This is a genomic window from Paraburkholderia sp. BGA-UO-ETr-F21, from assembly GCF_059567925.1.
Genome location: NZ_JCAQOY010000003.1, coordinates 137,798 through 162,572 on the forward strand (window position 1 = coordinate 137,798; position 24,775 = coordinate 162,572).

At 59.7% G+C, this 24,775-nt stretch carries 28 protein-coding genes; 6 read left to right on the top strand and 22 right to left on the bottom strand.

Translation table 11 applies throughout. From position 1 onward, the window contains the following. Nucleotides 1–40 precede the first annotated feature (40 nt). Together AC57B1_RS01220 and AC57B1_RS01225 are read left to right on the top strand one after the other, a co-directional pair. On the top strand, nt 41–922 hold the full coding sequence (locus AC57B1_RS01220) for a GGDEF domain-containing protein (RefSeq protein ID WP_496416323.1): 882 nt from the start codon (nt 41–43) through the stop codon (nt 920–922). A 459-nt stretch (nt 923–1,381) separates the two neighbouring features. Next, nucleotides 1,382–2,305, top strand: a complete 924-nt coding sequence (locus tag AC57B1_RS01225) for an H-NS family nucleoid-associated regulatory protein (RefSeq protein ID WP_496416324.1) — start codon at nt 1,382–1,384, stop codon at nt 2,303–2,305. A gap of 70 nt (nt 2,306–2,375) precedes the next feature. On the opposite strand, the gene AC57B1_RS01230 is transcribed toward AC57B1_RS01225, so the two are convergent. The 3 genes from AC57B1_RS01230 to AC57B1_RS01240 all read right to left on the bottom strand — a co-directional run bounded on the left by AC57B1_RS01230 (nt 2,376) and on the right by AC57B1_RS01240 (nt 3,820). After that, nucleotides 2,376–2,636 (bottom strand): hypothetical protein, encoded by a 261-nt coding sequence (locus AC57B1_RS01230; RefSeq protein ID WP_496416353.1) that lies wholly within the window; start codon nt 2,634–2,636, stop codon nt 2,376–2,378. Nucleotides 2,637–2,688: 52 nt separating this feature from the next. After that, nucleotides 2,689–2,997 carry a hypothetical protein gene (locus tag AC57B1_RS01235; protein ID WP_496416325.1) on the bottom strand — a complete coding sequence of 103 codons (309 nt, stop codon included), beginning with the start codon at nt 2,995–2,997 and terminating at the stop codon, nt 2,689–2,691. A 526-nt stretch (nt 2,998–3,523) separates the two neighbouring features. Continuing rightward, the gene (locus AC57B1_RS01240; RefSeq protein WP_496416326.1) at nt 3,524–3,820 is read right to left on the bottom strand and encodes a hypothetical protein; all 297 of its coding nucleotides are present in this window, start codon (nt 3,818–3,820) and stop codon (nt 3,524–3,526) included. 644 nt (nt 3,821–4,464) lie between these two features. Here AC57B1_RS01240 and AC57B1_RS01245 point away from each other — a divergent pair. After that, nucleotides 4,465–5,559: an ArsO family NAD(P)H-dependent flavin-containing monooxygenase gene (locus AC57B1_RS01245; RefSeq protein WP_496416327.1), complete on the top strand. Its 1,095-nt coding sequence runs from the start codon at nt 4,465–4,467 to the stop codon at nt 5,557–5,559. After that, on the top strand, nt 5,556–5,978 hold the full coding sequence (gene arsC, locus AC57B1_RS01250; RefSeq protein ID WP_496416328.1) for an arsenate reductase (glutaredoxin): 423 nt from the start codon (nt 5,556–5,558) through the stop codon (nt 5,976–5,978). The genes AC57B1_RS01245 and arsC overlap by 4 nt, the downstream gene beginning before the upstream one ends. 92 nt (nt 5,979–6,070) lie before the next feature. Here the strand turns inward: arsC and AC57B1_RS01255 are convergent, their stop codons facing one another. Further along, nucleotides 6,071–6,379 carry a hypothetical protein gene (locus AC57B1_RS01255; protein ID WP_496416354.1) on the bottom strand — a complete coding sequence of 103 codons (309 nt, stop codon included), beginning with the start codon at nt 6,377–6,379 and terminating at the stop codon, nt 6,071–6,073. Between the two features lie 214 nt (nt 6,380–6,593). Between AC57B1_RS01255 and arsD the strand changes: the two genes are divergently transcribed. Next, nucleotides 6,594–6,962: an arsenite efflux transporter metallochaperone ArsD gene (gene arsD / locus AC57B1_RS01260; protein WP_496416329.1), complete on the top strand. Its 369-nt coding sequence runs from the start codon at nt 6,594–6,596 to the stop codon at nt 6,960–6,962. A 13-nt stretch (nt 6,963–6,975) separates the two neighbouring features. Next, nucleotides 6,976–8,730, top strand: a complete 1,755-nt coding sequence (gene arsA / locus AC57B1_RS01265) for an arsenical pump-driving ATPase (RefSeq protein WP_496416330.1) — start codon at nt 6,976–6,978, stop codon at nt 8,728–8,730. Nucleotides 8,731–8,872: 142 nt separating this feature from the next. On the opposite strand, the gene arsB is transcribed toward arsA, so the two are convergent. From arsB to AC57B1_RS01355, 18 genes are all read right to left on the bottom strand, one after another. Next, nucleotides 8,873–9,946, bottom strand: coding sequence for an ACR3 family arsenite efflux transporter (gene arsB, locus AC57B1_RS01270; RefSeq protein WP_496416355.1), 1,074 nt, complete (start codon nt 9,944–9,946; stop codon nt 8,873–8,875). 2 nt (nt 9,947–9,948) lie between these two features. Further along, on the bottom strand, nt 9,949–10,524 hold the full coding sequence (locus tag AC57B1_RS01275) for an arsenate reductase ArsC (RefSeq protein ID WP_496416331.1): 576 nt from the start codon (nt 10,522–10,524) through the stop codon (nt 9,949–9,951). A 314-nt stretch (nt 10,525–10,838) separates the two neighbouring features. Beyond that, nucleotides 10,839–11,018: a hypothetical protein gene (locus AC57B1_RS01280; protein WP_496416332.1), complete on the bottom strand. Its 180-nt coding sequence runs from the start codon at nt 11,016–11,018 to the stop codon at nt 10,839–10,841. Nucleotides 11,019–11,026: 8 nt separating this feature from the next. Beyond that, a complete protein-coding gene (locus AC57B1_RS01285) occupies nt 11,027–11,518 on the bottom strand; it encodes a hypothetical protein (RefSeq protein ID WP_496416333.1) in 492 nt (163 codons plus the stop codon). A 231-nt stretch (nt 11,519–11,749) separates the two neighbouring features. Then, on the bottom strand, nt 11,750–11,998 hold the full coding sequence (locus AC57B1_RS01290) for a hypothetical protein (protein WP_496416334.1): 249 nt from the start codon (nt 11,996–11,998) through the stop codon (nt 11,750–11,752). Between the two features lie 97 nt (nt 11,999–12,095). Beyond that, complete coding sequence (locus tag AC57B1_RS01295) at nt 12,096–14,915, bottom strand: phage tail tape measure protein (RefSeq protein ID WP_496416335.1); 2,820 nt, start codon at nt 14,913–14,915, stop codon at nt 12,096–12,098. Further along, on the bottom strand, nt 14,908–15,351 hold the full coding sequence (locus AC57B1_RS01300; RefSeq protein WP_496416336.1) for an HK97-gp10 family putative phage morphogenesis protein: 444 nt from the start codon (nt 15,349–15,351) through the stop codon (nt 14,908–14,910). The genes AC57B1_RS01295 and AC57B1_RS01300 overlap by 8 nt, the downstream gene beginning before the upstream one ends. A 384-nt stretch (nt 15,352–15,735) precedes the next feature. Then, complete coding sequence (locus AC57B1_RS01305) at nt 15,736–16,572, bottom strand: hypothetical protein (RefSeq protein ID WP_496416337.1); 837 nt, start codon at nt 16,570–16,572, stop codon at nt 15,736–15,738. A gap of 52 nt (nt 16,573–16,624) precedes the next feature. Beyond that, entirely contained in the window at nt 16,625–16,951 is a 327-nt protein-coding gene (locus AC57B1_RS01310; RefSeq protein WP_496416338.1) for a hypothetical protein, read from the bottom strand. Between the two features lie 634 nt (nt 16,952–17,585). Next, entirely contained in the window at nt 17,586–18,419 is an 834-nt protein-coding gene (locus AC57B1_RS01315; RefSeq protein WP_496416339.1) for a hypothetical protein, read from the bottom strand. Nucleotides 18,420–18,791: 372 nt separating this feature from the next. Next, nucleotides 18,792–19,205 (bottom strand): hypothetical protein, encoded by a 414-nt coding sequence (locus AC57B1_RS01320; protein ID WP_496416340.1) that lies wholly within the window; start codon nt 19,203–19,205, stop codon nt 18,792–18,794. Between the two features lie 70 nt (nt 19,206–19,275). Next, a complete protein-coding gene (locus tag AC57B1_RS01325) occupies nt 19,276–20,160 on the bottom strand; it encodes a hypothetical protein (RefSeq protein WP_496416341.1) in 885 nt (294 codons plus the stop codon). A gap of 30 nt (nt 20,161–20,190) precedes the next feature. Then, nucleotides 20,191–20,448, bottom strand: coding sequence for a hypothetical protein (locus AC57B1_RS01330; RefSeq protein ID WP_496416342.1), 258 nt, complete (start codon nt 20,446–20,448; stop codon nt 20,191–20,193). A 29-nt stretch (nt 20,449–20,477) separates the two neighbouring features. Continuing rightward, complete coding sequence (locus AC57B1_RS01335; RefSeq protein ID WP_496416343.1) at nt 20,478–21,041, bottom strand: hypothetical protein; 564 nt, start codon at nt 21,039–21,041, stop codon at nt 20,478–20,480. 144 nt (nt 21,042–21,185) lie between these two features. Next, entirely contained in the window at nt 21,186–21,386 is a 201-nt protein-coding gene (locus AC57B1_RS01340; protein ID WP_496416344.1) for a hypothetical protein, read from the bottom strand. Continuing rightward, nucleotides 21,383–21,778: a hypothetical protein gene (locus AC57B1_RS01345; protein ID WP_496416345.1), complete on the bottom strand. Its 396-nt coding sequence runs from the start codon at nt 21,776–21,778 to the stop codon at nt 21,383–21,385. The genes AC57B1_RS01340 and AC57B1_RS01345 overlap by 4 nt, the downstream gene beginning before the upstream one ends. Then, nucleotides 21,775–24,273 carry a DUF3987 domain-containing protein gene (locus AC57B1_RS01350; protein ID WP_496416346.1) on the bottom strand — a complete coding sequence of 833 codons (2,499 nt, stop codon included), beginning with the start codon at nt 24,271–24,273 and terminating at the stop codon, nt 21,775–21,777. The genes AC57B1_RS01345 and AC57B1_RS01350 overlap by 4 nt, the downstream gene beginning before the upstream one ends. Next, complete coding sequence (locus AC57B1_RS01355; protein WP_496416347.1) at nt 24,270–24,614, bottom strand: hypothetical protein; 345 nt, start codon at nt 24,612–24,614, stop codon at nt 24,270–24,272. Before AC57B1_RS01355 ends, AC57B1_RS01350 begins: the two co-directional genes overlap by 4 nt. Nucleotides 24,615–24,775 lie beyond the last annotated feature (161 nt).

Sequence of the window (24,775 nt, forward strand, 5' to 3'; positions counted from 1 at the left end):
TTGTCCCGGATTAGTTTGGGTTTCAGAAGTGGTTCGGTAGATGTGTCTAGTTCTAAAAACGCAGGATTCCACCTGCGTACCTGTCGCAAACGTCAACGTCAGAATTGCTCTGTTATCGGCGTTTCCTGCGTATGCCCGTCTTGCCATCGGCTGGACATTGCTCAGGTTGCGCCCCCCGGGCAGACCGAAGTATTGCTATCAGTCTTTGTCGGATGCGGCGCTCCTCGGTGCTGCTGTCGATGCATCGCGCAGTATCGCCTGCGTGGTGGGATGGGAGCATCAGTCCACCTTCCTGGCACCGACGCCGACGAACATTGCATTCCTCGGCGTTGCCATACCGGCGCTGCCATGTCTTTCGATAGGTGTCGTCATGCTTGCTCACGACCGGATGGCTGAGGGTATGGAACACCTGGCAAATGTCGACGGACTCACTGGTGCGCTTGTGCGCCGTGCGGTCCTTGCCCGGGCAGAGTCACTGCTGGAGGAGGCCAGAAAACAGGACTTGCGGCTGGCTATTGCAATTCTGGACCTCGACAAGTTCAAGGCAATCAATGATGTACACGTACATGCCGGTGGCGACCATGTGCTTGCTCATTTCGCATCCTCAATCTCAGGCGGCTTGCGCCGCAGTGATATCTTTGGCCGCCCTGGCGGCGAGGAATTCGCTGTTCTGTTCCCGGCGACAGGGCAGGATGACACCGTTCGTCTGATGGTCCAGCTTCGCGTGCGAGTCGGGGTGTCACGTCTTGCTCTTGCGTCAGCCGAAATCTCGTACACCTTCAGTGCCGGCGTAGATGAGTTCCAGAAAGGCGACACGTTGGCGAACATGTTAGCGAAAGCCGATGCTGCGCTATACGCGGCAAAAGCCTTGGGCCGGAATTGCGCTGTTGGTACGCGGTCGGCCGACGGTCAACGCATTTAACGTGCACAAGGCGAGCGCGCGAATCAGCGAGCCGACGGACCTGTATGAGAACCGCTGAATTTCAATTCTTTCTTCCCCTCTGCTTGCTCGCAGAACGCCTGCTGTGTTTCCCGCTAATTTAGGTAACCTTGACATACAACTGAATGCGCCCTCTCTGTGAAGGATGGCCCGCAAAGGGCCTTCGTCAGGCGGTCAGGATGCCCCGTCGGGAATACTGGGACAAGCTGACCTACTTCCCGCCTCACTTTTGAGGAGCTCGATTGTGCGGCGATGGGAGTACCGATGGAGCACCAAATAATGTTCGCGGCAAGGACAAGCCGTGAACGGACCACATTGAAGGCAATGGAGCGCGACGACGCAGTCCTGTGATTTTCGGTGATACGCCGCTCCAGTCAATGCACTAGCCTTTTCTAACGCGACCGTGGCATATTGCGGCCACATTCACATGGAGGCCACCTGATGGCAACGACTTTGGAAGCAATTCAAGCACGGCTGAAAAAACTGCAGGCACAGGCTGACGCATTGCTGACAAAAGAAACCGCGAAGGTCCTGGCGACTATTCATCGACTGATGGAAGAGCACGGCCTGACGGCGGCCGACATTGGCGGGCATGCTGGCGGCAAGCGGCGCGCGAAGAAGGTCGGAGCGAAGACTGTTGGCAAGCTGAGTGTCGCCGTCGCCAAATATCGCGACCCGAAGAGTGGCGCTACATGGTCAGGCCGGGGCCGTGCGCCCGCATGGATTGCGGGCGCGAAGAATCGCGACAAGTTCCTCATTGAATCCAGTTCGGCGACGGCGAAGCCAACTTCTGTCAACAAAGCGAAGGCTGCTGGCAATTACGTTCGCGGCCCGCAGCCGGCGATGTACAGGGACCCAAAGTCGGGCGCAACGTGGAGCGGTCGCGGGCGTGCACCGGCGTGGATTGCTGGTGCGAAAGACCGGTCCAAGTTTTTGATTGCAGGCGGCGCTAAAGCAACTGCTGCGACGACTGCGGGTACTGCGAGCAAGGGGAAGCCTGTCGGCAAAAATACGGCGTCGAAGTCAGTTGGTGCGCCTGGTGGCACGGGGCAGCCGAAGGGTCAGCAGCCGGCTAAGTATCGCGACCCGAAGTCAGGCGCGACCTGGAGCGGACGTGGTCCGGCTCCGGCGTGGCTAGTCGGTGCGAAAGACCGCACGAAGTTTTTGATTGATGGCGCCGGCGCAGCGGCCGATGCAAAACCGGCGGTCACGAAGGCTGTCGCCAAGAAGGCCCCGACTGCAAAGAAGGCCGTGAGCGCGAAAGTTCCAGCTAGGAAAGCGCCAGCGAAAGACACGCCGCGGCATAGCGTGGCCGAGCCTGCTCCGGTGACTTCAGTCGAGCCGAGCGCCGAGTCGGCGACCTAAACGATGTTGTCAGGCGCCCGGTGGAGCAGCATTCTGTTGGTCTCACCGGGCGTACCGAGCCGACGACGTCTTATTGGAACTGTCCTGTCTGACGTTGCGCCGCTCGCTGTTGTGCTTGTTGCTCGGCTTGCTGTTGAGCGTGCTGCTTCGCCAGATGCCTGCTGACCACGCAGCCGCCGACCGCGCCAACTACAGCGTGGTGCCCCGCGTAATGTCCTGCGACTCCGCCCACCACGGCTCCCTTGAGGCAGCCCGCGGCATTTGCCGTTCCTGCTGACGCGAAGGCCAAGGCCATTGCAATCAGGGCGATTTTTATCTGGCTAGCTTTCATTGCAAATACTCGGCGGTTGAATTTTCCAGATGTGGCGCCTCTTGGCGTGCTTTCAATATCCCCGCCATTCACGCTCGCGCCACTCGTGTTCACGCCATTCCTGGCGGCGCCATTCACGTTCACGCCATTCGCGACGTTCGCGCCATTCTCGGGCTCGCCAGTCGTCATCCCCGCCGTATGCAACGGCGACTGGCGGCGGACCATATACCACGGGAGGCGGCGGTGCGTAGACGGGCTCTGCTGGCGCATAGACTCCGACCGGAATGCCGATGCCCACGCCAATGTCGACGTGCGCCGACGCGGCGGTGGATGCTGCCAACGCGACGAGACCGAATGCAAATCCAACGATTTTGTTGTTCATTTTCCCTACTCCCCCGCACATTCGAGTGCGATGTCAGTGGCTACGGTTCGGAGTGTAGGAGGGCCCGTTGGACACATGTGCAACGGGGGAGCGAGATTCGTAACATGGCATTACTGACACCCGCGACGCGCGCGCAGAGGCGTCAGCACTGGGCAGGCTTCGTCCAGGTGCGCTTCTCAGCCACCGCGAAACTGTGGGTCGATGCTGTCTCCTTCTCGGCGATGGTTGACCAACGGTTTCGACGAGTTTGGTGCGCGACCTTGCGTAGGGTCGCCAACTCTGACAATCCGGCCTACATGCGATGAGGGCGATTTGCTGACGGCGCGCCTCATCGATTTCGCCTTTGTGCGGTGGCAAAACGTTCCAGGTTTTGTGCAGGTTGCCGCCTCGGCAGAAGAGACGTATCGAGCAACTTGCCGTAGTCGGGCTGCTCGCGAAACTTCGTGGCATACCACGCAGCCGGATTCGGCTCGCATTGTTCCTCGGAAAGCGCGGCCACCTTACGTATCAGTTCGAGAACTATCTCTCAACCAGCGGGGATGCGCGATGAACGCGATACGCCTGCGTCGAGGAGAAGCGCGTAGGCGCCTTTGTTCGACTGCATCGAACAGGCGAGCAAAATGAGCAGGCCGAGCATTTTTTCCCCGGACAGCTTGTTGTATTGGGTCTTTGGCTTTGCAGGGAAGATGTCCCAATGGGACAGTTGCCCTGCAAGCCGCTGTGGTCCCGTGCTGATGGTGCGCCATCGACGGAGCCAATATCTATCGACAATATTACCTGTCTGCTCGTGCGCTGCTAAATTTTTAGATGCTGCGTCGGCCAAAGCTATTCGCTAGATATGTCTTTAACCTCTTCTTTAATCTGAGAGTTTCTTCGACATATAAAGCCATAATTGGATGGAGCTCTTTTTATGGCGGGCTGCTGCGGGAGCGCAGTGCTCTCCGTAGCAGACGCAAATAGCGGAAAGGTTGTCCAACCGTGCACTTTGCTCTGACGGTTCCGACATCAGGTTTACAGCTCCTCGTGCATCAACGTGCCGAAAGTGAGTGTCTGTTAATCATGCATCAAGATTTCAGATAACCCAAGAGTGAGAGGGGCTGACACCGTGCAGCTTTCGTACGGCATTCACGTCCACACCTGGCTCGTCGTGTCGTCACTCTGTCGGGAGAGCGCGTTGGCAGCGCTCGGCAGATACCTCAATTTCAAAAGCTGTTACGCGTGAGGCATGGGATATCTGGCGCAGCAACTCCTTGAGTTCCTGCAGCGCGATGTGCCGCTCGGCGCATGACATGCCAGCCATGCCGGCATAAAGCTCTAGCCCCCCGGTCTATGAGTAGCTGCAGGCGTGCGGCGGATGGTCCGAGGCCGCCGGCAATCTCCCATAAGCCAGAAAGCGCTGCGCACCTCGCTAGTAGTGTTGAGCGCGACATATCCGGTATTATCGAAGTATCACCTGGACGAGTATCTATGTCTAACAACAGTGTTTCGGTAGCCAACCAAATCGATGTCGCCATCATTGGTGGTGGTCAGTCCGCCTTGGCGGTTGCCTATTTCCTGCGCCGTGCAGGTCTCGGCTATGTCGTACTTGACAACCAGCGAGCCGCGGGTGGGGCATGGCGGCATGCATGGGATTCACTTCACCTTTTTTCCCCAGCGAAGTGGAGTTCGCTACCGGGATGGCTGATGCCGGTGACCTCGGAGCAATACCCGTCGCGTCAGCATGTCATTCGCTATCTCACTGAATACGAGAAGCGCTATGAGATTCCGGTGCATCGCCCAGTGCAGGTAACGGCGGTGTCCCATCGCAGAGATGGGCTCCTTGTATCGACGGACCAAGGTGTATGGCTTGCAAAAGCAGTTGTCAGTGCCACTGGCACATGGAGCGGCCCTTATATTCCAGATTATCCAGGGCGACAGGACTTCGACGGTGAGCAGGTGCACTCAGCCCATTACAAGAGCCCGGATGCGTTCCGCGGCAAACGGGTGCTGGTCGTCGGAGGCGGCAACTCCGGCGCACAGATACTCGCCGAACTGTCGCGGGTTTGTAATGTGACCTGGGTTACGTTGGAAGAGCCGACGTTTCTGCCGGACGATGTCGACGGGCGCGTGCTGTTTGAGCGCGCAACAGAACGTTGGAAGGCGCATTTGGAAGGCCGCCCGGACCCGGCGCCTACCGGTGGGCTCGGCGATGTCGTCATGGTGCCTCCAGTTCGCGAGGCACGAGAGCGTGGTGTCCTGAAGTCGGTTCGCCCTTTCGCCCACTTCGTCAATGATGGCGTCGTCTGGGCGGACGGGACTCGATTGCACGTCGACGCAGTTATATGGTGCACCGGGTTCCGGCCGGCGCTTAAGCATTTGCGGGCCTTGAACGTGGTCAATGCCTCGGGCAGGGTCGACGTAGTAGACGGCCGCTCAGTTGTTGAGCGCAGATTGTGGCTTGTTGGCTATGGTGAATGGTGCGGATTCGCGTCAGCCACGCTCATTGGTGTGATGCGTAGCGCACGCTCCACCGCATCACAGATTAAAGACTACCTATCTTCCCTTGCGGAGCAAACGGCATGACTGTCACGATTTACCACAACCCCGATTGCGGAACCTCGCGCAACACCCTTGCGATGATTCGCAACGCCGGCATCGAACCGACCGTTATCGAGTATCTGAAAACGCCCCCATCTCGCGCAACGCTTGTAGACCTCATCGGGCGGTCGGGACTTGGCGTGCGTGATGTAATGCGCCAGAAGGGCACGCCGTATGCGGACTTGGGGCTGGATGACCCGCTGGTCAGCGACGACCAACTCATCGACGCTATGCTGGAGCACCCCATTCTCATCAACCGACCGCTTGTCGTGACCGACCACGGTGTGTGGCTGTGCCGCCCATCTGAAGTTATTCTCGACATCCTGCCCGAAGCCCGCTCGGTGCCATTCGTGAAAGAGGACGGTGCGGTTGTCGTCGACGAACATGGACATCGTGTGAAGTAGTTCGCCCATCCAGCGGAGTGCCTAACGGATGGACCGACTGAATAATCACCCTCGACTTCTGTGATGAATGGCAGCAGAGCGGTTGTCTGCCATCAACCGCCGATGAACGACATTTCGACTTTGGACCGGTTGTCTGTGGCGCTGATTTCACCACGTTGCTCTGAATAACGGTCGGCCCTCCGCATCCATTGGTTAGCAACCAGCTGACGCACCTCTTCATCGGTGTGGCTGTTTCGCATTGGGGCGCATGTGTCCAGGCCGCGAGAGGCGAACAGACAGGTTAAGAGCCGACCGTTCGCAGACAACCGTAGTCGTCGGCTCAGAAAAAGTGAATACGGCCGGCAATGCGCCGGCCGTACCCGCGTGAACGCGTGACTCGACAACAGAGCGTGTGCAGTCATCGTGTACAAGGCTACATGTCAGCACCGGCGTTCCCTTGACGCTTGTCAACGAAGCGGCTGCAGTCGATGGGCAAGTGATTTGATTCTCCACGCGAGGAAATGTCGTTCCATCGTCTGTGACTTGACTGAGGTCAATGACGCGTCCCTCAAAGGGACGAGCATGACGGAGTGGACCCGGCTGCAGTCTGGCCGACAGGCAGAAATCGTGGGAGCAATGATGAGTAAACTTGATGTGTTCGAGCCGGCTATGTGCTGCGCTACCGGTGTCTGCGGCGTGGACGTAGACCCGGCGCTTGTTCAGTTCAGCGCCGACCTTCAGTGGCTTGCTGAGCATGGTATCGAAGTCGTTCGGCACAGCCTTGGACACGATGCGGCAGCCTTTGCGGCAAATCCGGAAGTGGTACGGGAGCTGCATGCGGGTATGGACCGCCTGCCCATCGCAACGGTGGATGGCCGGATTATCTCCGTCGGGGTGTATCCGTCACGTGCCCAGTTGACTCAGAAACTGGGCCTCAAGGTTCCCTCCGCCGACAAACCCCATATCAGAGTCGGGACCTGCAGTTGCAAGCCCGGCGAATGTTAACCGGCGCACCGATATGACACTTCCTGCCGTCACAACTCGCCATCTCTTTTTCACCGGCAAGGGCGGCGTCGGTAAGACGTCGCTCGCCTGCACAACAGCGCTGCAGTTGGCTGAAAACGGTAAGACCGTGCTGCTCGTCAGCACCGACCCGGCATCCAATCTCGATGAGGTGCTTGAGACTCAACTTTCCGGGCGGCCGACGCCAATTGCCAAGGTTCCCAACCTCCACGCGCTGAACATCGACCCGGAACTCGCTGCGGCCGCCTACCGCGAGCGTATGGTCAGCCCTTATCGAGGCGTGTTGCCCGATGCGGCAATTCGCAGCATGGAGGAGCAGTTTTCCGGTGGTTGCACCGTCGAGATAGCGGCGTTCGACGCCTTTGCAGACTTGCTGGGCGGTAGTGCCACCGCGAATGCGTATGACCACATCATTTTCGACACCGCACCCACGGGGCACACGTTGCGTTTGCTGACACTGCCGTCGGCCTGGAGCAACTTCCTGTCGACAAACACAACCGGCAATTCGTGCCTCGGGCCTTTGGCAGGCCTCGAGCAAAACAGGCAACTGTATGCAGCGGCCGTTGCCGAACTGACCAACCGCGACCGCACTACTGTGGTCCTGGTGACCCGGCCGGAGGCATCTGCATTCCGTGAGGCGGAGCGAACCCGTATTGAACTGGCCGACCTCGGGGTTCGAAACCTTGTGCTCGCTGTCAATGGTGTTTTCAAGGCTGTTTCTTCTGACGATGACATTGCTTGCGCGATGGAAGAACAACAGGCTGCAGCCATAAGGGCAATGCCGCTGGGTCTCGCAGCACTTGCGCGAAGCGAAACGGGCTTCATTCCCAAGGGATTGGTTGGGCTGACCGCGTTAAAGGCGTATTTGCACCCGGAGCAGATTGCCGCGCCCAGGACAGATGCCTCGTTGAGCATGAAGTTGCCTGGCGGCCTTTTGCCGCTCATTGACGACCTTGAGAAGGCGGGGCACGGTCTTGTCATGACGATGGGCAAGGGCGGTGTCGGCAAGACGACGGTAGCTGCGGCAATAGCACTTGAACTGGCGCAGCGCGGCCATGCAGTCCTGCTTTCGACCACCGACCCGGCCGCACATGTGGCGTGGACTCTCCAGGAATCGCTGCCGAGTTTAGCCGTGAGTCGCATCGACCCGGAGCTGGAGGTCAATCGTTATCGCGATGAGGTTCTTGCCAAGGCCGGTGCTCATCTCGATGCCCAGGGAAAAGCGATGCTCGAGGAAGACCTGCGCTCGCCGTGTACCGAGGAGATAGCGGTTTTTCGCGCATTCGCGCGAACGGTGGATGAGGCCCGAGGCGCTTTCGTGATACTCGACACTGCCCCGACTGGACATACCATCCTGCTGATGGACTCAGCGGAGGCCTATCATCGCGAAGTCATGCGCACCGAGGGTGATATGCCAGAAGCGGTGCGCCAGCTTCTGCCACGTCTGCGCGACCCCGATTTCACGCGCGTTCTTATTGTGACGCTCGCCGAGGCGACGCCTGTTCATGAGGCGGAGCGACTGCAAGCTGACCTCCGGCGAGCCCAGATTGAACCGTATGCTTGGGTCATTGACCAAAGTCTGCTCGCAAGCGGCACCCACGACCCGGCACTCGCCGAACGAGGGCGCTACGAGGTGCCGTTCATAGAGCGTGTGGTGACGCAGGACACAAGGAGGGCTGTGCTGTTGCCGTGGCAGGCGACTCCGCCCGTTGGTCTACACGGGCTGGAAGAGCTGGCTCGCGGACATTGACCATAAAGCGGTCGTAGCGGACAGCATGCGCCGGCAGTCGCCGGACCGTGTGTCGGCCCGTGCTCACACGAGCACGAGGCCGTTCAACATATGGCGTATAGATTTCGACTGGCGGAGTCCCGGCATGAAGGCTACTGGGTTGTCACGCTCCCCGTTCGTACCAACGTCGCGACGCGTTGACCACTTTTACAACGGCCAGCATGACCGGCACTTCGATAAGAACACCAACCACAGTCGCGAGTGCTGCTCCCGATTTGAGACCGAAGAGGCTAATCGCCGTCGCGACCGCCAGCTCAAAGAAGTTGGATGCGCCAATCAGGCATGACGGCGCTGCAACATCATGAGACACACCGAGCTTCCGGTTGGCCAGATAGGCGAGTGACGAATTGACGACCACCTGAATCAGGATGGGCACCGCCAGAAGCAGAATGACCAGCGGTTGCGCGATGATTTGCTCGCCTTGGAATGCAAACAGCAGCACCAGCGTCAACAGCAGTGCGGAGATGGAGAACGGTCCGATTTTCGCCAACGCGCTCTGGAAATGCTGGTCGCCCTTTCGAAGCAGAAACTTGCGGAGTATCTGGGCGATGATGACCGGGATGACGATGTAGAGCACCACCGACGTGAGGAGCGTATCCCACGGCACTGTGATGTTGGAAATGCCGAGAAGCAGTCCCACGACCGGAGCAAACGCAAAGACCATAATCAGGTCGTTGAGCGCAACCTGCGACAGCGTGAAATACGGGTCACCCTTGGTGAGTTGACTCCAGACAAAGACCATCGCCGTGCACGGTGCTGCAGCCAAAAGAATCAGACCGGCAACATAACTATCCAGCTGGTCGGCGGGCAACAGCGAAGCGAACGCGTGTCGCACAAAGACCCACGCCAGGAAGGCCATTGTGAATGGTTTGACCGCCCAGTTGATGACGAGCGTCACACCGATGCCCTTCAACTGACTGCGGACTTTTCCCAGCGAAGCGAAGTCGATGCGAAGCAGCATCGGAATAATCATTACCCAAATCAGAATCCCGACCGGGATGTTGACGTGGGCAAGTTCGAGCGTGGATACAGTATGCACAGCACCGGGCAACAACTTGCCGAGAACGATGCCGGCCACGATGCACAGCGCCACCCACACGGACAGATAGCGTTCGAAGAATCCGATACCGCTGGGCGCCCGGGGAGTGGCTTTCGCAGTGGTTTGACTGCCTGCCATCATTACTCTCCCTTCTCGCGCAGCGACGTACCGATGCTCTGCATTTGCTGCTGGATGGCCAACCGGTCTAGTTTTTCGAGCGGAAGGTTCGTGAAAAGCTCTATGCGCTTCTTCATCTGCACGAAGGCCTGCAAGAATGCCTTGCGCTTGTCGTCGTCCGAACCTTCGGCCTTCGACGGGTCTGCCACGCCCCAATGCGCCTTTGCCGGATGGCCCGGCCAAATCGGGCAGACTTCGCCCGCGGCATCGTCACAGACCGTGAAAATGAAGTCCATTTGCGGCGCGCCGTCCTCGGCAAACTCGTCCCAGCTCTTGCTACGCAGCCCTTCCGTCTGAATACCCTGTGAGTTCAGCAGGGCGATTGCATGAGGGTTTGGCGCCGTTCCGGGATGGCTGCCTGCGCTGTAGCCGACAAAACGGTCGCTCGCGAGCTGGTTGAGCGCCGCCTCCGCAAGGATTGAGCGTGCGGAGTTGTGGGTGCAGAGGAATATCGTACTGTTTTGGTTAGAATGAAAATATCTATAAATATCAATTGGTTGTAGGCGAAAAAGCGCATAAAAAACGCGCCAGCTACCCATCTAGCTACCAATCGGGGCCGGGTATCAAGGATAAAAGGCCCGCACGGAACACTCCGGCGGGCCTCGATAACTGCTCCAGCTTAGAACCGGGTCAGTCGTNCGGAGTCTGACAGAGACTTTTACATCAAAACAATATCGTACTGTTTTGGTTAGAATGAAAATATCTATAAATATCAATTGGTTGTAGGCGAAAAAGCGCATAAAAAACGCGCCAGCTACCCATCTAGCTACCAATCGGGGCCGGGTATCAAGGATAAAAGGCCCGCACGGAACACTCCGGCGGGCCTCGATAACTGCTCCAGCTTAGAACCGGGTCAGTCGTTCTCGTCCTCGTCATCGGTGAGCCGCTCATGGTGGTAGGGCATTAGCACTGCGGCCGCCTCGATCCGCGTCTCCATCTCGACGCCCGGGTGATTCATCACCGCCAGCAGGAACTCGTGCGCATCTTCGGTGTGCGGGATTTCAGCAAATGCCTTGGCCTGGTTGCTTTCCATTTGACTTCCTATTTTCCGTTGTTGACGATCAGGCGCGGTGGTGGCGGAGAGGCGGCGAATTTCCCCGCGGCGGCCTTCTTCGCGGCATCGGCCTTCGATTCCTTCTTGCCGCCTTCGCCCATTTTGGCATAGAGGAACGGCAGCGTCGCCGACGCGGCGCGCACCTGAAGCATGGTTGCCTCGACGCGGCCGAGCGCGATGTCCTGCATCAACGTCAGCATGTCGCGATCGCCGATTTCGACCGGCACCGCTTTCGTGCGCTTCAGCGCACCGCCGTGCGCCTGCGGCTCCATTTCCTCTTTCTTGGCAGAACGGCGCGGCGCCGCATCCTTTTTCACTGCAGCCTCACTCTTCGGCTTTCGGCCCGCACCGGGCCGAGCGCCTCCGCGGGCGCCTGTCGAAGTTTGATTTTTCGCGGGTTTGATTTCTCCGCTCTGAGCCTTTGGTTTACGACCAGCTCCCGGTCGCGAACCCCCGCGCCCATTGGGTTTGACGGTCATTTGATTTCTCCTTTTTTGATTTCCGAGAGACGTTTAAAGGGGGATTTTTTCTCTGCATGAGAGAGCGCTCGGTTTCCCACCATACGCAACGCCAGACTTTTCACCCCCCCCCACCCCATGGGATGGCCAGGGAGCGCGCGCCTCGGCTCTGTGGCGGGCCCGCGCAGCCTTGGCAATGCAACGCAGACCAGCGGCGACGTGGGACGCTGGGGCGCCCCTTGGGCGGTGCGGCTAGTCCTTCGGCACCAGCGACAGTATTGGTCTCGCAGACGGCGCCTGCACCTCGCGAAGCGCGATTGCGATGGCCTTGGCGTCGCCACCATCGGGGTTGTCACGTAATCCCTCGGCATCCTTGGTCATACGCAGCGCCTGCGCTATGGCCTCGCTGGCGCCCGGGTGTAGCTCTTCCAGCACGCCAAGAATGGCGTTCAGTAGATAGCGGTTAGCGATGGTTTCAATCTCGACGTCGGTCTGGCTCATGGGATTTCCGAAAGTGGCATTCGGTTGCGGGATCATCGTGGAGTCTGTCATGCCGTGGCGACACAGCCAAGAGCTGCGGCGCCACGGCGGGCACTGGTTAGAACCCCACTGAGCCGTTTTTCATCTTCCAGGCGTAGCCGCCTTGACCGCTCATGTTCCTGAGCATCCGGGTATCCACTAGCGCCTTTACTTGCGATGAGAGCCAGACGGCATCCTCCTTTGAGAACCCTTGGCTGCCGCCGGTGGTGTTGATCGTAATGCCGACGTTTGTGCCGCTATTACTTCCGCTCGACGAAGTGATGGCGTGATTCGGGATGATGGTCCCCGAAGTTCCGGGGTTGAACAGCTCCGGTCCCTTCTCGCCGACGAGATACGTCGTGCCGGCGTCCACCGGGCCGCCGGTCGCGCGCGCCGGTAGCAGACCCGTTAGCCCCATGAGCGCCGACGAATAGCCCGAGCTTGATGCGCTGGATGCAGCGCTTGCCGCCATCGAGGTATTCGCCAGCGTGCCGAAACTGTTCGCGAAGCCACCGCCGCCAATCCAGTTGGCCGCCATGTTAAACAGCCCTGACAGCTCCGCTCTTGCCTGCATACGCACCATGTCCTGAATGATGCTATCGATCAGGCTCCGGAAGTTGAGCTTGCCGGTCGTCGCGAACGTGGCCAGAGAATCCTCCATGCTTTTTGCCATGCCGGTGAACATCGAATCAACCTGCGATGCCACGTTGTTCGCGCTGTCGGCGTAGTTCTGGATCGCACGCGATGCACCGGTCGTCCAGTCCTGATTGGCGGCAAGAATGTCGGCCGACGACTTACGGGCGATGTCGACGGAGTCGCTATAGTAGGCCTGCGTAGCAGTGAGCTCGCGTTGGTATTGGCTGGGATCAATCCGTTTTTCGGTTAGCGACTTGTCGAGAGCCGCCTTCTTTTTGTCAAAGTCTTCCATCAGCTTGATCTGCGTCGCATAGTCGGCATTTGCGACGCCGCCCATCGACATGCCAGCGAGTTTCATGCTCGCCGCCGCCTGCTGCGTGCCGAGTTGGTCCGCCAAGCCGTCTGTATATGCCTTCACAGCGCGGTTTTCTCGCTCCGACGCTGATTGAATGTCGTCGGCGAACTTCTGATAGTTGGCCGTCATCTGCTGCTGCAGGCGGGCGATGTCGTCGACGTACTTGCGATAGGCCTCAGTATTTTTCTTTCCCTTCGCCAGCTCTTCCTGCTGCTTGTCGAGATCGATCCGCTTTTGCAGCGCGGACTGCTCGGCGACGTAGCTTTGAGCCAAAGCTTCCTGCTCGTTGATCACGCCGTCCGCACGCAGAGCCTTGATATGTTCGATCGATGATCGCGTTGCATCTTCGATCATCTTTTGCTGTGCCGTCAGGTCGGCAATGCTGGCGTTGATGCCGTTATCGGTGTTGCGAGCCTTCCTGGCCGGCGTAATCGCCTGAGTATCGAACGCGATCATCTGCCGGCGTTGCGCCTCGAGCTGCGCGCCTGCGCCGGGCGTATATGCACCCGAATTCTTCAGCAGCTTGATCCGATTGTCGATGATGTCGTTGTCCCGCTTTAGCGCCTCGGTCAGCTTCTGCTGCGGGCTCAGCGCCCGTTCGATCTGTGCGGCGACTTCCTTCTGGGATTCCGCCAGCAGCACCTTCATCCGGTTGTTTTTGTCAGCGGCCGCCTGGTCGGCGTTGTTTGCGTCGACGATCTTTTGCTGAGCGGCGATCAGCGGCGCATAGTCCGTGTAGTCGTAATTGGCCGTTTTTCCACTCTGCTGGGCGGCCTGCTTCGCCTTGAGGTCGTTCAGCTTGTCAAGGTCCGTCGAGTTTCCGGACAGCGACCGCGTGTAGCGCTGCCATGCCGCGGTGACGTTGTCCCAGAATCCCACCATGGCGGAGGCATGGATTTTCGTGTTGTTGGCGATGTCCGCCATTTCCTGATTGATCAGGATGGTGAATGCCTCATGCTTCTGGCCGGTCTTGTTGAGCGAGTCGATGAGCGACATTTGTGCGTCTGTCATCGTGTGATGAGAAGCCTGATAGGCTTCGGCCGCCTTCTGCACATCCTCCTGCTGTTTGATAACCCCCTCGAGCACCTTGTCGAACGAATCGCCGGTTGTCTTGGCCATAGCCTCGGCCACGGTCGCCACTTGGGGAAATACGTCTGCCGAGATCTTGCCGCTTGCGACCATCTGGTTCAGATCATCGGTCGCAGTGCCGACGCCAACGCCGAACCGGCCGGATAGAGTCTCGGCAAGTGCCTGAATGGACTCGCGCGTCTGGGCTGCGAAACCCATCGTCGTGTTCATGGCGTTGTCAAACGCTTCCGTGCGGTTATTCGCGTCTTCGATCGCCTTGTACATCAACGCGCCGGCCGCGGCGATCGCAACGAACCCCAGTGCGACCGGATTCGTGAGGTACTTGATGGCGTCCAGCCGCTCGCCCATCACCATCATGGAGCCACCGAAGCGCGACCAGTTGCCCTGCGCCATTTCATGCGCCAGCACGATCATTTCCCGGCGCGCACCAGACGCGCTGTGGCCGGCGCCGGCCGTGGCCGCGCTGGCTGCCTCGATCTTCGCGATGTACTGTTCGGCATCGCCAGCGACGCCCAGCTCTGCAGCGCGCAGACGCATCATTTCAGCCTGCGTCTTGCCCGCCTGGTCCGCCTGCTTCTGAAGCGCAGTCAACCAACGCTCTGCAGACGCTGCGGATTTGTTGAACGCATCCTGCGCCGCCTGCCCCTGGTCTTGGAGCGCCTTACGGGAATTATCGATGGCGGTCACTGAATTCGTAACGCGCTGTCGCTGCGTTTCTATGCTGGCCGTGAAACTTTCTACGCTCTTGCGAGCGCGTTCCATCGATGCGGTCAGGCCGGATGAGTCGCCGGTGAGCCGCACTACTGTTTCGTTAGACATGCGTCAACTCCTTTACTTTTTGGTCAATTACGGCACTAAAGGCATCCGCCGCGGCCTGCTTCATTGCATCGTATGCGGGGCGCAGAAACGGATTCGCAGCCTCTTTCGACGAGCCCTTTTCGGTCAACTCAAGAAACCGACCATAGAAGGCATCCTTGCTCCACGTGATCAGATACGTGGCTCGCAGCCCGGCAACAGACCGATCCTTGTCGTACGCGAGAATGATGTGATCGCGCAGAAAGCCGGGATAAATCAACGTTCCGCCGCGCGTGTATGCCTTGTCCGCGACCGGCGCACGTAACTTTGCCTCTGCCAGGATGAGGCGTGCGCCGGCGACTGTCGCCTGACGCAGCATCGATTCACTTGCCACCTGCTCAAGGGCGTCGATGGCCGAGGTCAGCGCGGCCGCGTTTTCAATCGTTAGTTTCACGGCCATCAGCCATCTCCATATGAGTNCGCAGAAAGCCGGGATAAATCAACGTTCCGCCGCGCGTGTATGCCTTGTCCGCGACCGGCGCACGTAACTTTGCCTCTGCCAGGATGAGGCGTGCGCCGGCGACTGTCGCCTGACGCAGCATCGATTCACTTGCCACCTGCTCAAGGGCGTCGATGGCCGAGGTCAGCGCGGCCGCGTTTTCAATCGTTAGCTTCACGGTCATCAGCCATCTCCATATGCGTTCGCCATCACTAAAATATGATTCGCACTACTATTGACATTTTATATGCTTATGTGCTTGTGGTCACAAATACTTGATCGTATGCGCCGAAGCAAATGAAAAAGCCAGCTCGAAGGCTGGCTTTGATGGTTTGTTGACCGTTGTTACATCCCGGTCGACGATGCTCCGCTGGCGGCACTGGGAGTTGCCGCCGCCTCCTTGTATCCCTCGGCGATCGTGTCGGCGATCGACTGAATCTGTATGTTCTGAATATAGGCGTCGGGCGTGCGACAGTCTGCTCCGAAATGCTCTATGCCGGGGGAGCTGGCTATGGCCTCAACCTTGGGGCCCCCAAACAGAAACGCTACGCCGTACTCGCCGATGAACCGCAGCGGCGCGCCGTCGGTTGATGCATCCAGCATTGCGCTAATTAGTCCCCTTGAGGCCGAATACTGGGTATCGCATGTGGGAATCGGGCGCACCGCGAAAACCGCCTTTCCGGAAACCGCCGCCCGCTGCGCAAAGACCGTCAAGTCCTGGATGAACTGGTTGATCGCCGCCTGCTGAGCGGGGTCCGTGGCCGGCGTCACCATGTCATCAAGCTGGAAATTTACGATCATCCATTCGCTGGGGTCAGTCTTGAATTGGTCCGGCGTCGGCGGCAGGCCGTTGTCCTGGCCCATTACTATCTGGTGCAGCGTCGTACCGTTCATCACCTGCGCGGTGACGTTGGCTGTCACGCCGCGCGCCGCGAGTGCGTCCTGAAGTGTTTGCACCGTAGCTTGCGCGTCCGATGCACCGGCGGCCGGCGTGGATGCAGCGCGCGCTACCGCAGCCAACTGTGCATGAGCAGTCGCGCCTGACGAAGCCGACACAAGCGGCTTGCCGTACATCGAGATTGTCAGTGCCTTGCTCACCGGCTGGGCGCTGTCGCCGCCACCGCCGCCGCAGGCCGTCAACGATACGGCCGCAACGAGGATTGCCACCACGATTTTTTTCATTTGATTCCCCATTTGTTGTTTGATCTTATTGCCCGGCAAAGTTTACGCGGCTTTAGCTGGCTCCGTAAAACAGTGTGCCGTACTGATAGATGTCGTATTGCGTGCTGTTCTTGGGCGCATACGACCAACTCAGAATTCCTGTTGCTGGGTCAATCGAAAAGCGAGGGGTTATGACGCCGCCTGAGAGGTATCCGTCTCCGCACGTGTTGCCCGGCTGAAAAGACACCCAGCCGCCTTGCTTCAGGATGTCATTGGGCGGCAGGCTGCCGTTAGGAACTGACCCGTCCAAATACACGGAGTCGACAATCCGCATCACGCGGTACGTTGCATCGAGAATGATGTTCCCGTTGGCATCGAAGCACTGGAAGCCTATTGGCATTTACCTACCTCCGGCCGCGTGCCGCGCGTTCCAGCGCTGTCAGGGACGAGAGTCGCTGCGCCGCTCAATGTGGGCGCGCCGTTGCTGTCGAGCGTCCCAGCAATTCGATTGACGCGAGCCGCCGCCGCGGCAAGATCGGCCAGAAACGTTGCGTCGAGCTCGAGCAGCGGCGCGATGTCGGCGTCTGAAAAAATGAGGCTGCCGGAAAGGTCAACNGCTCGCAGCCCGGCAACAGACCGATCCTTGTCGTACGCGAGAATGATGTGATCGCGCAGAAAGCCGGGATAAATCAACGTTCCGCCGCGCGTGTATGCCTTGTCCGCGACCGGCGCACGTAACTTTGCCTCTGCCAGGATGAGGCGTGCGCCGGCGACTGTCGCCTGACGCAGCATCGATTCACTTGCCACCTGCTCAAGGGCGTCGATGGCCGAGGTCAGCGCGGCCGCGTTTTCAATCGTTAGTTTCACGGCCATCAGCCATCTCCATATGAGTTCGCCATCGCTAGAATATGATTCGCACTACTATTGACATTTTATATGCTTATGTGCTTGTGGTCACAGATTATTGATCGTGCGCGGCGAAGCAAATGAAAAAGCCAGCTCGAAGGCTGGCTTTGATCGTTTGTTGCCCGCTGTTACATCCCGGTAGAGGATGCTCCACTGGCGGCGCTTGGGCTTCCCGCCGCCTCTTTGTAACCTGCGGCAATCGAGTCGGCAATCGACTGGATTTGTATGTTCTGGATATAGGCATCAGGCGTGCGGCAATCCGCCCCAAAATGCTCGATTCCGGGCGAACTGGCGATGGCCACAACTTTGGGCCCGCCGAACAAAAATGCCACCCCGTACTCGCCAATAAAACGCAGCGGTGCGCCGTTGTTTAATGCCTCGGTCATTGCGCTACTAAGACCCATTGCTGCCGAGTATTGTGTGTCGCAGGTGGGGATTGGATTCACGGCGAATACGGCCTTGCCGGAAACCGCCGCGCGCTGTGCGAACACTGTCAGGTCTTGCGCAAATTGCTTGAGAGCCACTTGTTGAGCGGGGTCGCTGGCCGGTGTCACCATGTCGTCGAGCTGGAAATTGACGACCATCCACTCGCTGGGGTCGGTCTTGAACTGGTCCGGTGTCGGTGGCAAGCCGTTGTCCACTCCCATGACAATCTGGTGAAGCGTCGTGCCGTCCATCACCTGCGCAGTGACGTTGGCTGTCACGCCGCGCGCCGCGAGCGCGTCCTGAAGCGTTTGCACCGTAGCTTGCGCATCCGATGCGCCGGCGCCCGGCGTGGATGCAGCCCGCGCTACCGCGACCGATTGTGCATGGGCAGTCGCGCCGGACGAGGCCGACACGAGCGGTTTCCCATACATTGAGATTGTGAGCGCCTTGCTCACCGGCTGGGCGCTATCGCCGCCGCCGCCGCACCCCGACAACAATGCCGCCGTGAAGAGGACTATCGCCATCGCTTTTTTCATTTTCACCCTCGAATTTGTTTTCTCGCCTGATTGGCTTTCAAAAGTTTACACGGCATTAGCTCGCCCCATAGAAGAGCATGCCCTTTTGGTAGATGTCGTATTGCGCGCTATTTTTCGCGGCGTACGACCAACTCAAGATGCCGGTGTTTTGGTCAATGGAGAATCTCGGGGTTATGACGCCCCCCGACAAATAGCCGTCGCCACAGGTGTTATCCGGCTGAAAAGACACCCAGCCGCCTTGCTTCAGGATGTCATTGGGCGGCAGGCTGCCGTTAGGAACTGACCCGTCCAAATACACGGAGTCGACAATCCGCATCACGCGGTACGTTGCATCGAGAATGATGTTCCCGTNGGCATCGAAGCACTGGAAGCCTATTGGCATTTACCTACCTCCGGCCGCGTGCCGCGCGTTCCAGCGCTGTCAGGGACGAGAGTCGCTGCGCCGCTCAATGTGGGCGCGCCGTTGCTGTCGAGCGTCCCAGCAATTCGATTGACGCGAGCCGCCGCCGCGGCAAGATCGGCCAGAAACGTTGCGTCGAGCTCGAGCAGCGGCGCGATGTCGGCGTCTGAAAAAATGAGGCTGCCGGAAAGGTCAACCGCCGTGCGGGCGATGAGAGCCGCGTCAGCATAGCTATCACCCGCCGGCGCGCCGCGCACCAGATCGAGATAGCTGTCGCGCTCCGCACCGGACATTGAGCGCAAGCCAAGCATGTCTCCCAGGCCGGTGATTGCGACGTATTCGGTCTTGCGGTTTCGCGCCGCAAGAATTTGCTCTTTGGTCAGCATTTGATTGAGTCCAGTTGGTTGTGTGAGCCGTGCCGCCATCAATCGACGGCACGGATTCCGCATCGTCAGATCAGACGCGCAGTCCCTTGAACACCCGCTTCGCCGTCGTCACTGCCGCGGCCGCCTTCCCGGTGGCCGAAGTCACCGCGCGGGCGGGCGCGGGAGCTTTGTGTTGGCGCGCAGGCTCCCGCACAACACGCGGCGCCGCCCCTGCCTTGGGCGCGGCATCTGCCGGCAAACCGTTCGCGCGCAGAGTGTCATCGAGACTCACTCGCTCCTTGCTCAGCTCGACCTCGCCTTTCTCATTGAGCCGCGGGCAGGGGAGCGCGAATGCCTCCAGCTTCGGCTGAAACTCGTGAGTCCATGCGGTCAGGCGCTCTGCCACCTCGGCCGAAGTCAACGGCAGCAGCGCCATTTCCTTGATGGATGCCTGCGCTGCCTCGATCTGCGCCATGAGCGCATTCACCTCTGCCGTGTTTGACGCGTATTCGACCGTTGTTCCGCCTGCCCACGACTTGTGCTTGTACTCGGTGATCGAACCCAGGTGGCGGAGTGCCTGGTGTTGGTTGCCGAGCAGGTCGCCGAAGTCACGCAGGCGACCATCGGCCGTTTCCATGAGCTCAGCCAGCAACGCACTCCTCTCTGCATCCCGGATATGGGTCGCTGCATATTCAGCGCCGCCGGCCTGCATTTGAAGCTCCCAGGCGCGCCGCTGTTGCTCCTCGGATTCTTCGCGGTGACGGATTGCTGCAGCGTGTGCCTTTCCCGCCTCCTCAATTGCGGCTTCGTGGCGCTGCGCCACCGTGTCGAGCTTCTTCCGGAGTTCGGCGCGATGCGCTACGGCAGCCTGTTCGGCGCGATCAAGGATGGACTCGATTTCCGGGCTTTTCAGGATTTCGCGGATCCGCTTTTCGTCGTCCTTGTTCAGGTCGGCGCGATTGAAGAATTTCATCATTTCGTATCTCTCAAAAGGTGGGGTTGTGCGTTATTCCGGGAGAGCCCAGCCGGTCACGGCGTTATGCAACTGGATGCCAAACGTCGAGTCGTACCAGTAGTCCGGACCTCCGTCCGCGCCAGGGGCAAAACGGGCCGTTCGGAACGGCGCCCATGTGTTCTGCGCGTGCGGGCTGTTCGTGTCGATACGGACAATGACGGTAACGCCGCCGGCGGCGTCGAGCGAGTCGCCGAGCTGCGCTTTGGCGGTCGCAGGGTCATTCCAGGTGATCGGTGTTGTTGCTGCCATATTGATGCTCCTGTCGGGTGACGGTTTGATTAGTCGTGGATACCGGCGACGCCCCGGATGCGCTTTGCATACACTTCCAGTGCATCCGGCACGGTCACGTTAGGCTCGATGCTAAACAGCAAGGATCCGCTGAAATCCTCGAAGCCTGCTGCCGTCAGATCGCGACACAAATTCGCTATTTCCTTCTGAGCCGCCGCCATCTGAAGAGCGGCTTTAGCGACCTTCTCTGTCGCGCGGCGAACGTCATCCTGTTTCATCCGCTTGGTGGTCACGCGCTCACGCAAGATCGACATTGCTTCGTGGTGGGGCGTCACGCCGCGCTGAAGAACCTCCAAGTCAGCCTTGGTTTTGGCGTTGTCCGCTCGCATCTTTTCAAACTCAGCCGCAGCCGAGTTTTCGACAGACTCGCCGTTGAGCACCTGGAGAGCCAAATCGCGTGGTGAAGCCGCCTTCTCGACTTTGAAGGGGCCATCGGCCAGGGCGAGGCGCTGCGCGCTTTCAAGGCGGTTCAGCTCGTCGATGCGGGCGCGCATTTTGTTGACAGTGTCGAACGCCTCTTTGTACTCGGGCGACATTTCATAGATCGTTTGCATTTTCCGTAATCCTTTGCTGTGTTGAGGTTGGCATTTTCTTGAATGCCAGATTAGTACTACTTAGGGCTGTATCCGGTGCATTGGTTTCGCTCGTTGCACCGGACGGGCTACGTCTGGCGGTCCACTGCCAGCTCTAATGCGTGTTTAGGTGGCGTCAGTGCGCGCCAGCAGGGATGCAGCCACGTAAATAAGCGTCACGCGGCCGCCCTCGGTCAGTTCATTCGCGCCGTCCTGCAACTCGTCAATCAGCGCTTGGGCCAGTACCGCATCGTTGCTCGGTACGCGATACCGGCGGAAACGCTCGGCCACGTTGTCCAACAGCTTCAATTCCTGCTCGATGTTCATCGGTCAAACCTCCAGGTGCGTTTATCGACAGCTTCGCGCGCCGCCGCCGCGGCGGTCGCTTCCGTCAGTCGTTGGTTGAAATGGTGCAGATTGGGCAGCAGATCGGCGAGCGGGCCGCGGATCGCCCGCGCCAGCACGTCGTCGCGATGTTCGTCCGGCCATTCCTCCATGTCGGCCAGCTTCTCGATCAACGCCACGACCTCGGTACGAAATCCCTCAACGTCGGCCGCGGTGAGGTAAGGCGCCCACGGCCAGAATTCGCCAGATGCATCGGCAGATGCGCTTTTCTCTGTACGCACCCGGGAGGCAGTGTCAAAAGTGACAGAAGGGGCTTTTGGCACTTTTGGCGGTTCCGTCTCCGACTTCAAGCGAGCAAGGTATTTGTTTGTCATTTCCGCACCTCCGGGTGAATGCGATAGACGGATTTTGCGCGGCCGCCGGTTTCGGTCGATTCGGCCACCAGATAGCCGTACTCGATGAGCACGCTGATTGCCTTCGCCGCCGCGTCCCGGTTCTCCAGCTCTGACCAGTGATTGCGGTAGACATCGCGAGCCGTGAAACCATCTTGCAGATCGCCCGCCTTGATGCGCTTGAGAAGCGCCTTCGCGCCGCTCACCTCCGCGATCAGCACAGAGCCGTAGGCGCGCTCCGCGTGGCTGCGCAGGTATGACGCCCACGCAAGCGCCTGATTCATGGCGTAGTCCGTTACCGGGCCAGTGCCGCCGTTGGCGAGGTGCAGCACGAGTGCGAGCGACGGGACCAGCTTCCGGTATTTCGCCAGGTGCGATTCCATCGCCGGGTGCAGGTCGCCACTGCGCAGGGCGTTTTCATGCTCCGTCCGCCACTCAACGAAAATCTCCATGGCTTCGGGCGAGAGGCGCAGAAACGGCGGGTTGCCGTCCGGCTCGCCGTCAGGTCCAGCCGGGATTTCAGCGAGCCACGTCTCTACCGGATCAGCATCAATGAGGCGCTTGAATACCGCGTGCGCCGCGTGCTTCGCCTCGGCATCCGGCCAGCAATCGACGTTCTCCCACTTCTCGCGCGGCACGTCGGGCCAGACAAGCACGCCGAAACGTTGCACGAGGCCATCGTCTGCTGCGCCGCCGCCGATTGCACTGCGCAGGTACTCGGACAGGCGCCCGGGCTGCGTCGAGCCAATGAGCGACAGGCAGACAGCCTCGATGCGTTGGTGTCCGCGCATGATGCGGTCGACAACGTAGCCGTCATTCCCATTCCAGCCCGTCAGATAGAACCCGCGAGCGCTTTCCTGCCCATCGCGATCTAAGCCCTTGAGCAGGCTTACAAGCTCGTCACGAAACACTCCTACGCCCTGCGGGTTGTCCGCGCAGATCTCGCCCAGTTTCTCTACCGTCGCGTCGTTGACCAGGTATCGCGTCAGCTTTGGCGGTTCCAGCGGCTCGGACTCGTGCAGGCTGACTGCCGCATCCGGGTTCTTCTTGAGTGCCGCCATCGCCTTCTTCTCTGCGGCGTCCTGACGCATTTTGTAAAGCTTCGCCTCGGATTCGTGCAGCGCCAATTCATCCTCGAATCGTTGGCTTGCCTCCATGTCGAGCCGCTTTACCGGCGCCAGCACGGCGCTCATCGCCGGCGACTTCATGACGCCCGGCCGGCCCACGATGCAGACCCACTGATTGGCGTACTCGGTCCAGTCGTCACGCTGCTTCGGACGCACGCCCACGCGGCGACCAATGGCAATACCGAGCGCGCCAACGATGGTGGCGCCGATGAAATCCGGCGGGCATTGCACGCGGTTAGCGATGTCCTGCGCCCACGGTCGAAGGCTCTCGGGTAAGAGAGCCATATCGAAAGGCTCGACGGGTCGGAGTGAATCCGGCAGTGACTCGATTTCTCCCCATCCGTCGCGAGCGGCAGCGCCTGAAGCAACGCCCCCGGGCGCAGTCGCGGCATCGATGCATCGACGCAGAGCGTCGAGACCATCGAGGGCGTGCAGGTCGTTGAAGTCGCTGGAGCGCTCGGGGCGATCCGGGCCGAAGTCGGGCACGGCGAGTAATGCGCCTACCGCGCGCGCCGCCTCCGTGGCCTTCGTCATGCCCGGATTTCCCGCTGTCTCGGTGTCGTCGTCGGCGCAGATCACGATGCGCATGTGCGGATACTTGGCCCGCCACGCCTTCGCCACATTCAACAGGTTGCCAGCGTTCATCGCCGCGGCTACTGGGTAGCCGGTCGCCTCGTGCAGCGAACAGGAGGTCGCGAATCCCTCGGCGATCAGCAGGGGCGTACTGGCGTTCGGCTTGGCGCCGGCTGTCACTGCCGCAAAGCATCCGCTGATACGGCCGCCAGTCTGGAATATCTTGGCGCCGTCTGGCTGGATGTACTGGCTGGAATGATGCACGCCGTCGACATCCTGGATTTTGATCACGAGCTGCTGGCGCAACTGCTTCGCGCCGTACGGTTTGATCTTCTTCGCGCAGACATATGCGTGGTCGGTGTGCACCTTGCCGCTTTCCTCCCATAGCTTGTGCGCCGTAGCGGCGGCTTCGGCCTGGGTGCGCTCATGCTGCGCCGCGGCTTCTTTCGCTTGCTGCTCACGCGCGGCCCGCCGGCGGGCGCCCTCGGCAGGGTCGAGCGGCTTGAGCGGCTCGCTTTCGGCGTAGCCGTGGGCGATCGCTTCCTTGAACAGGGTGGCAATCGTGATGCCGCCCGCCTTGAACGAACGCCATACCGCGCGCGCATCGCTCTCGCTGTAGGCCTTGCTCATTTTCGACCAGTCATCCCAGAGGTCGAAACCTGCATCGCCGAGCTCGGCCTTGACTGCCATTCCCATCTGCACCCAGGTATCCCGGCTATCGGCCGGAACGTGGCTCAGCGCAGCGCGGATGCGGTCCTCTTCTGTATGAACGCTCACTTGTGCCCTCCTGCATTGCTGCTGAAGGTGGGAGCAAGTCGGCGCGAATGGTCGTTGTAATCGTCGCGGATCCCTTCGAAGCTTCCGGCCTGTTCGTCGCACGTGCGAATACCCAGACTCGCGAGGCGATGCGCAAGGCTATGCTCTGATGTTGCGCAGCGGATAGCCTCGAACAGCGCGGATGCGTCATAGAAGGCATCGACGGCCCACGCGAAATTGCCGGATGCTCTGTCGATCAGGTGAAACATCTCTTTTGCGCGGTCCTTCTCTGCGGCACGCGCCGCGCGAATTTCAGCCTCAATGTCTGCAGCGCAGCGCAAAATAACCTGTGGCTTAGCCATGGCGCACGCCCTCCACGGTGATTTCAAGCTCGTACTGAACGTCTTCTCCTGCGGTGCAGGTAATCGTTTCGCCAATCTGAGCCAACAGCGCGGCCTGCTCGCGCTCGTCGCGCAGGATGCAACTTTGGATGAGCGTGAAAAGCACATGAGCGCGCGCAAAC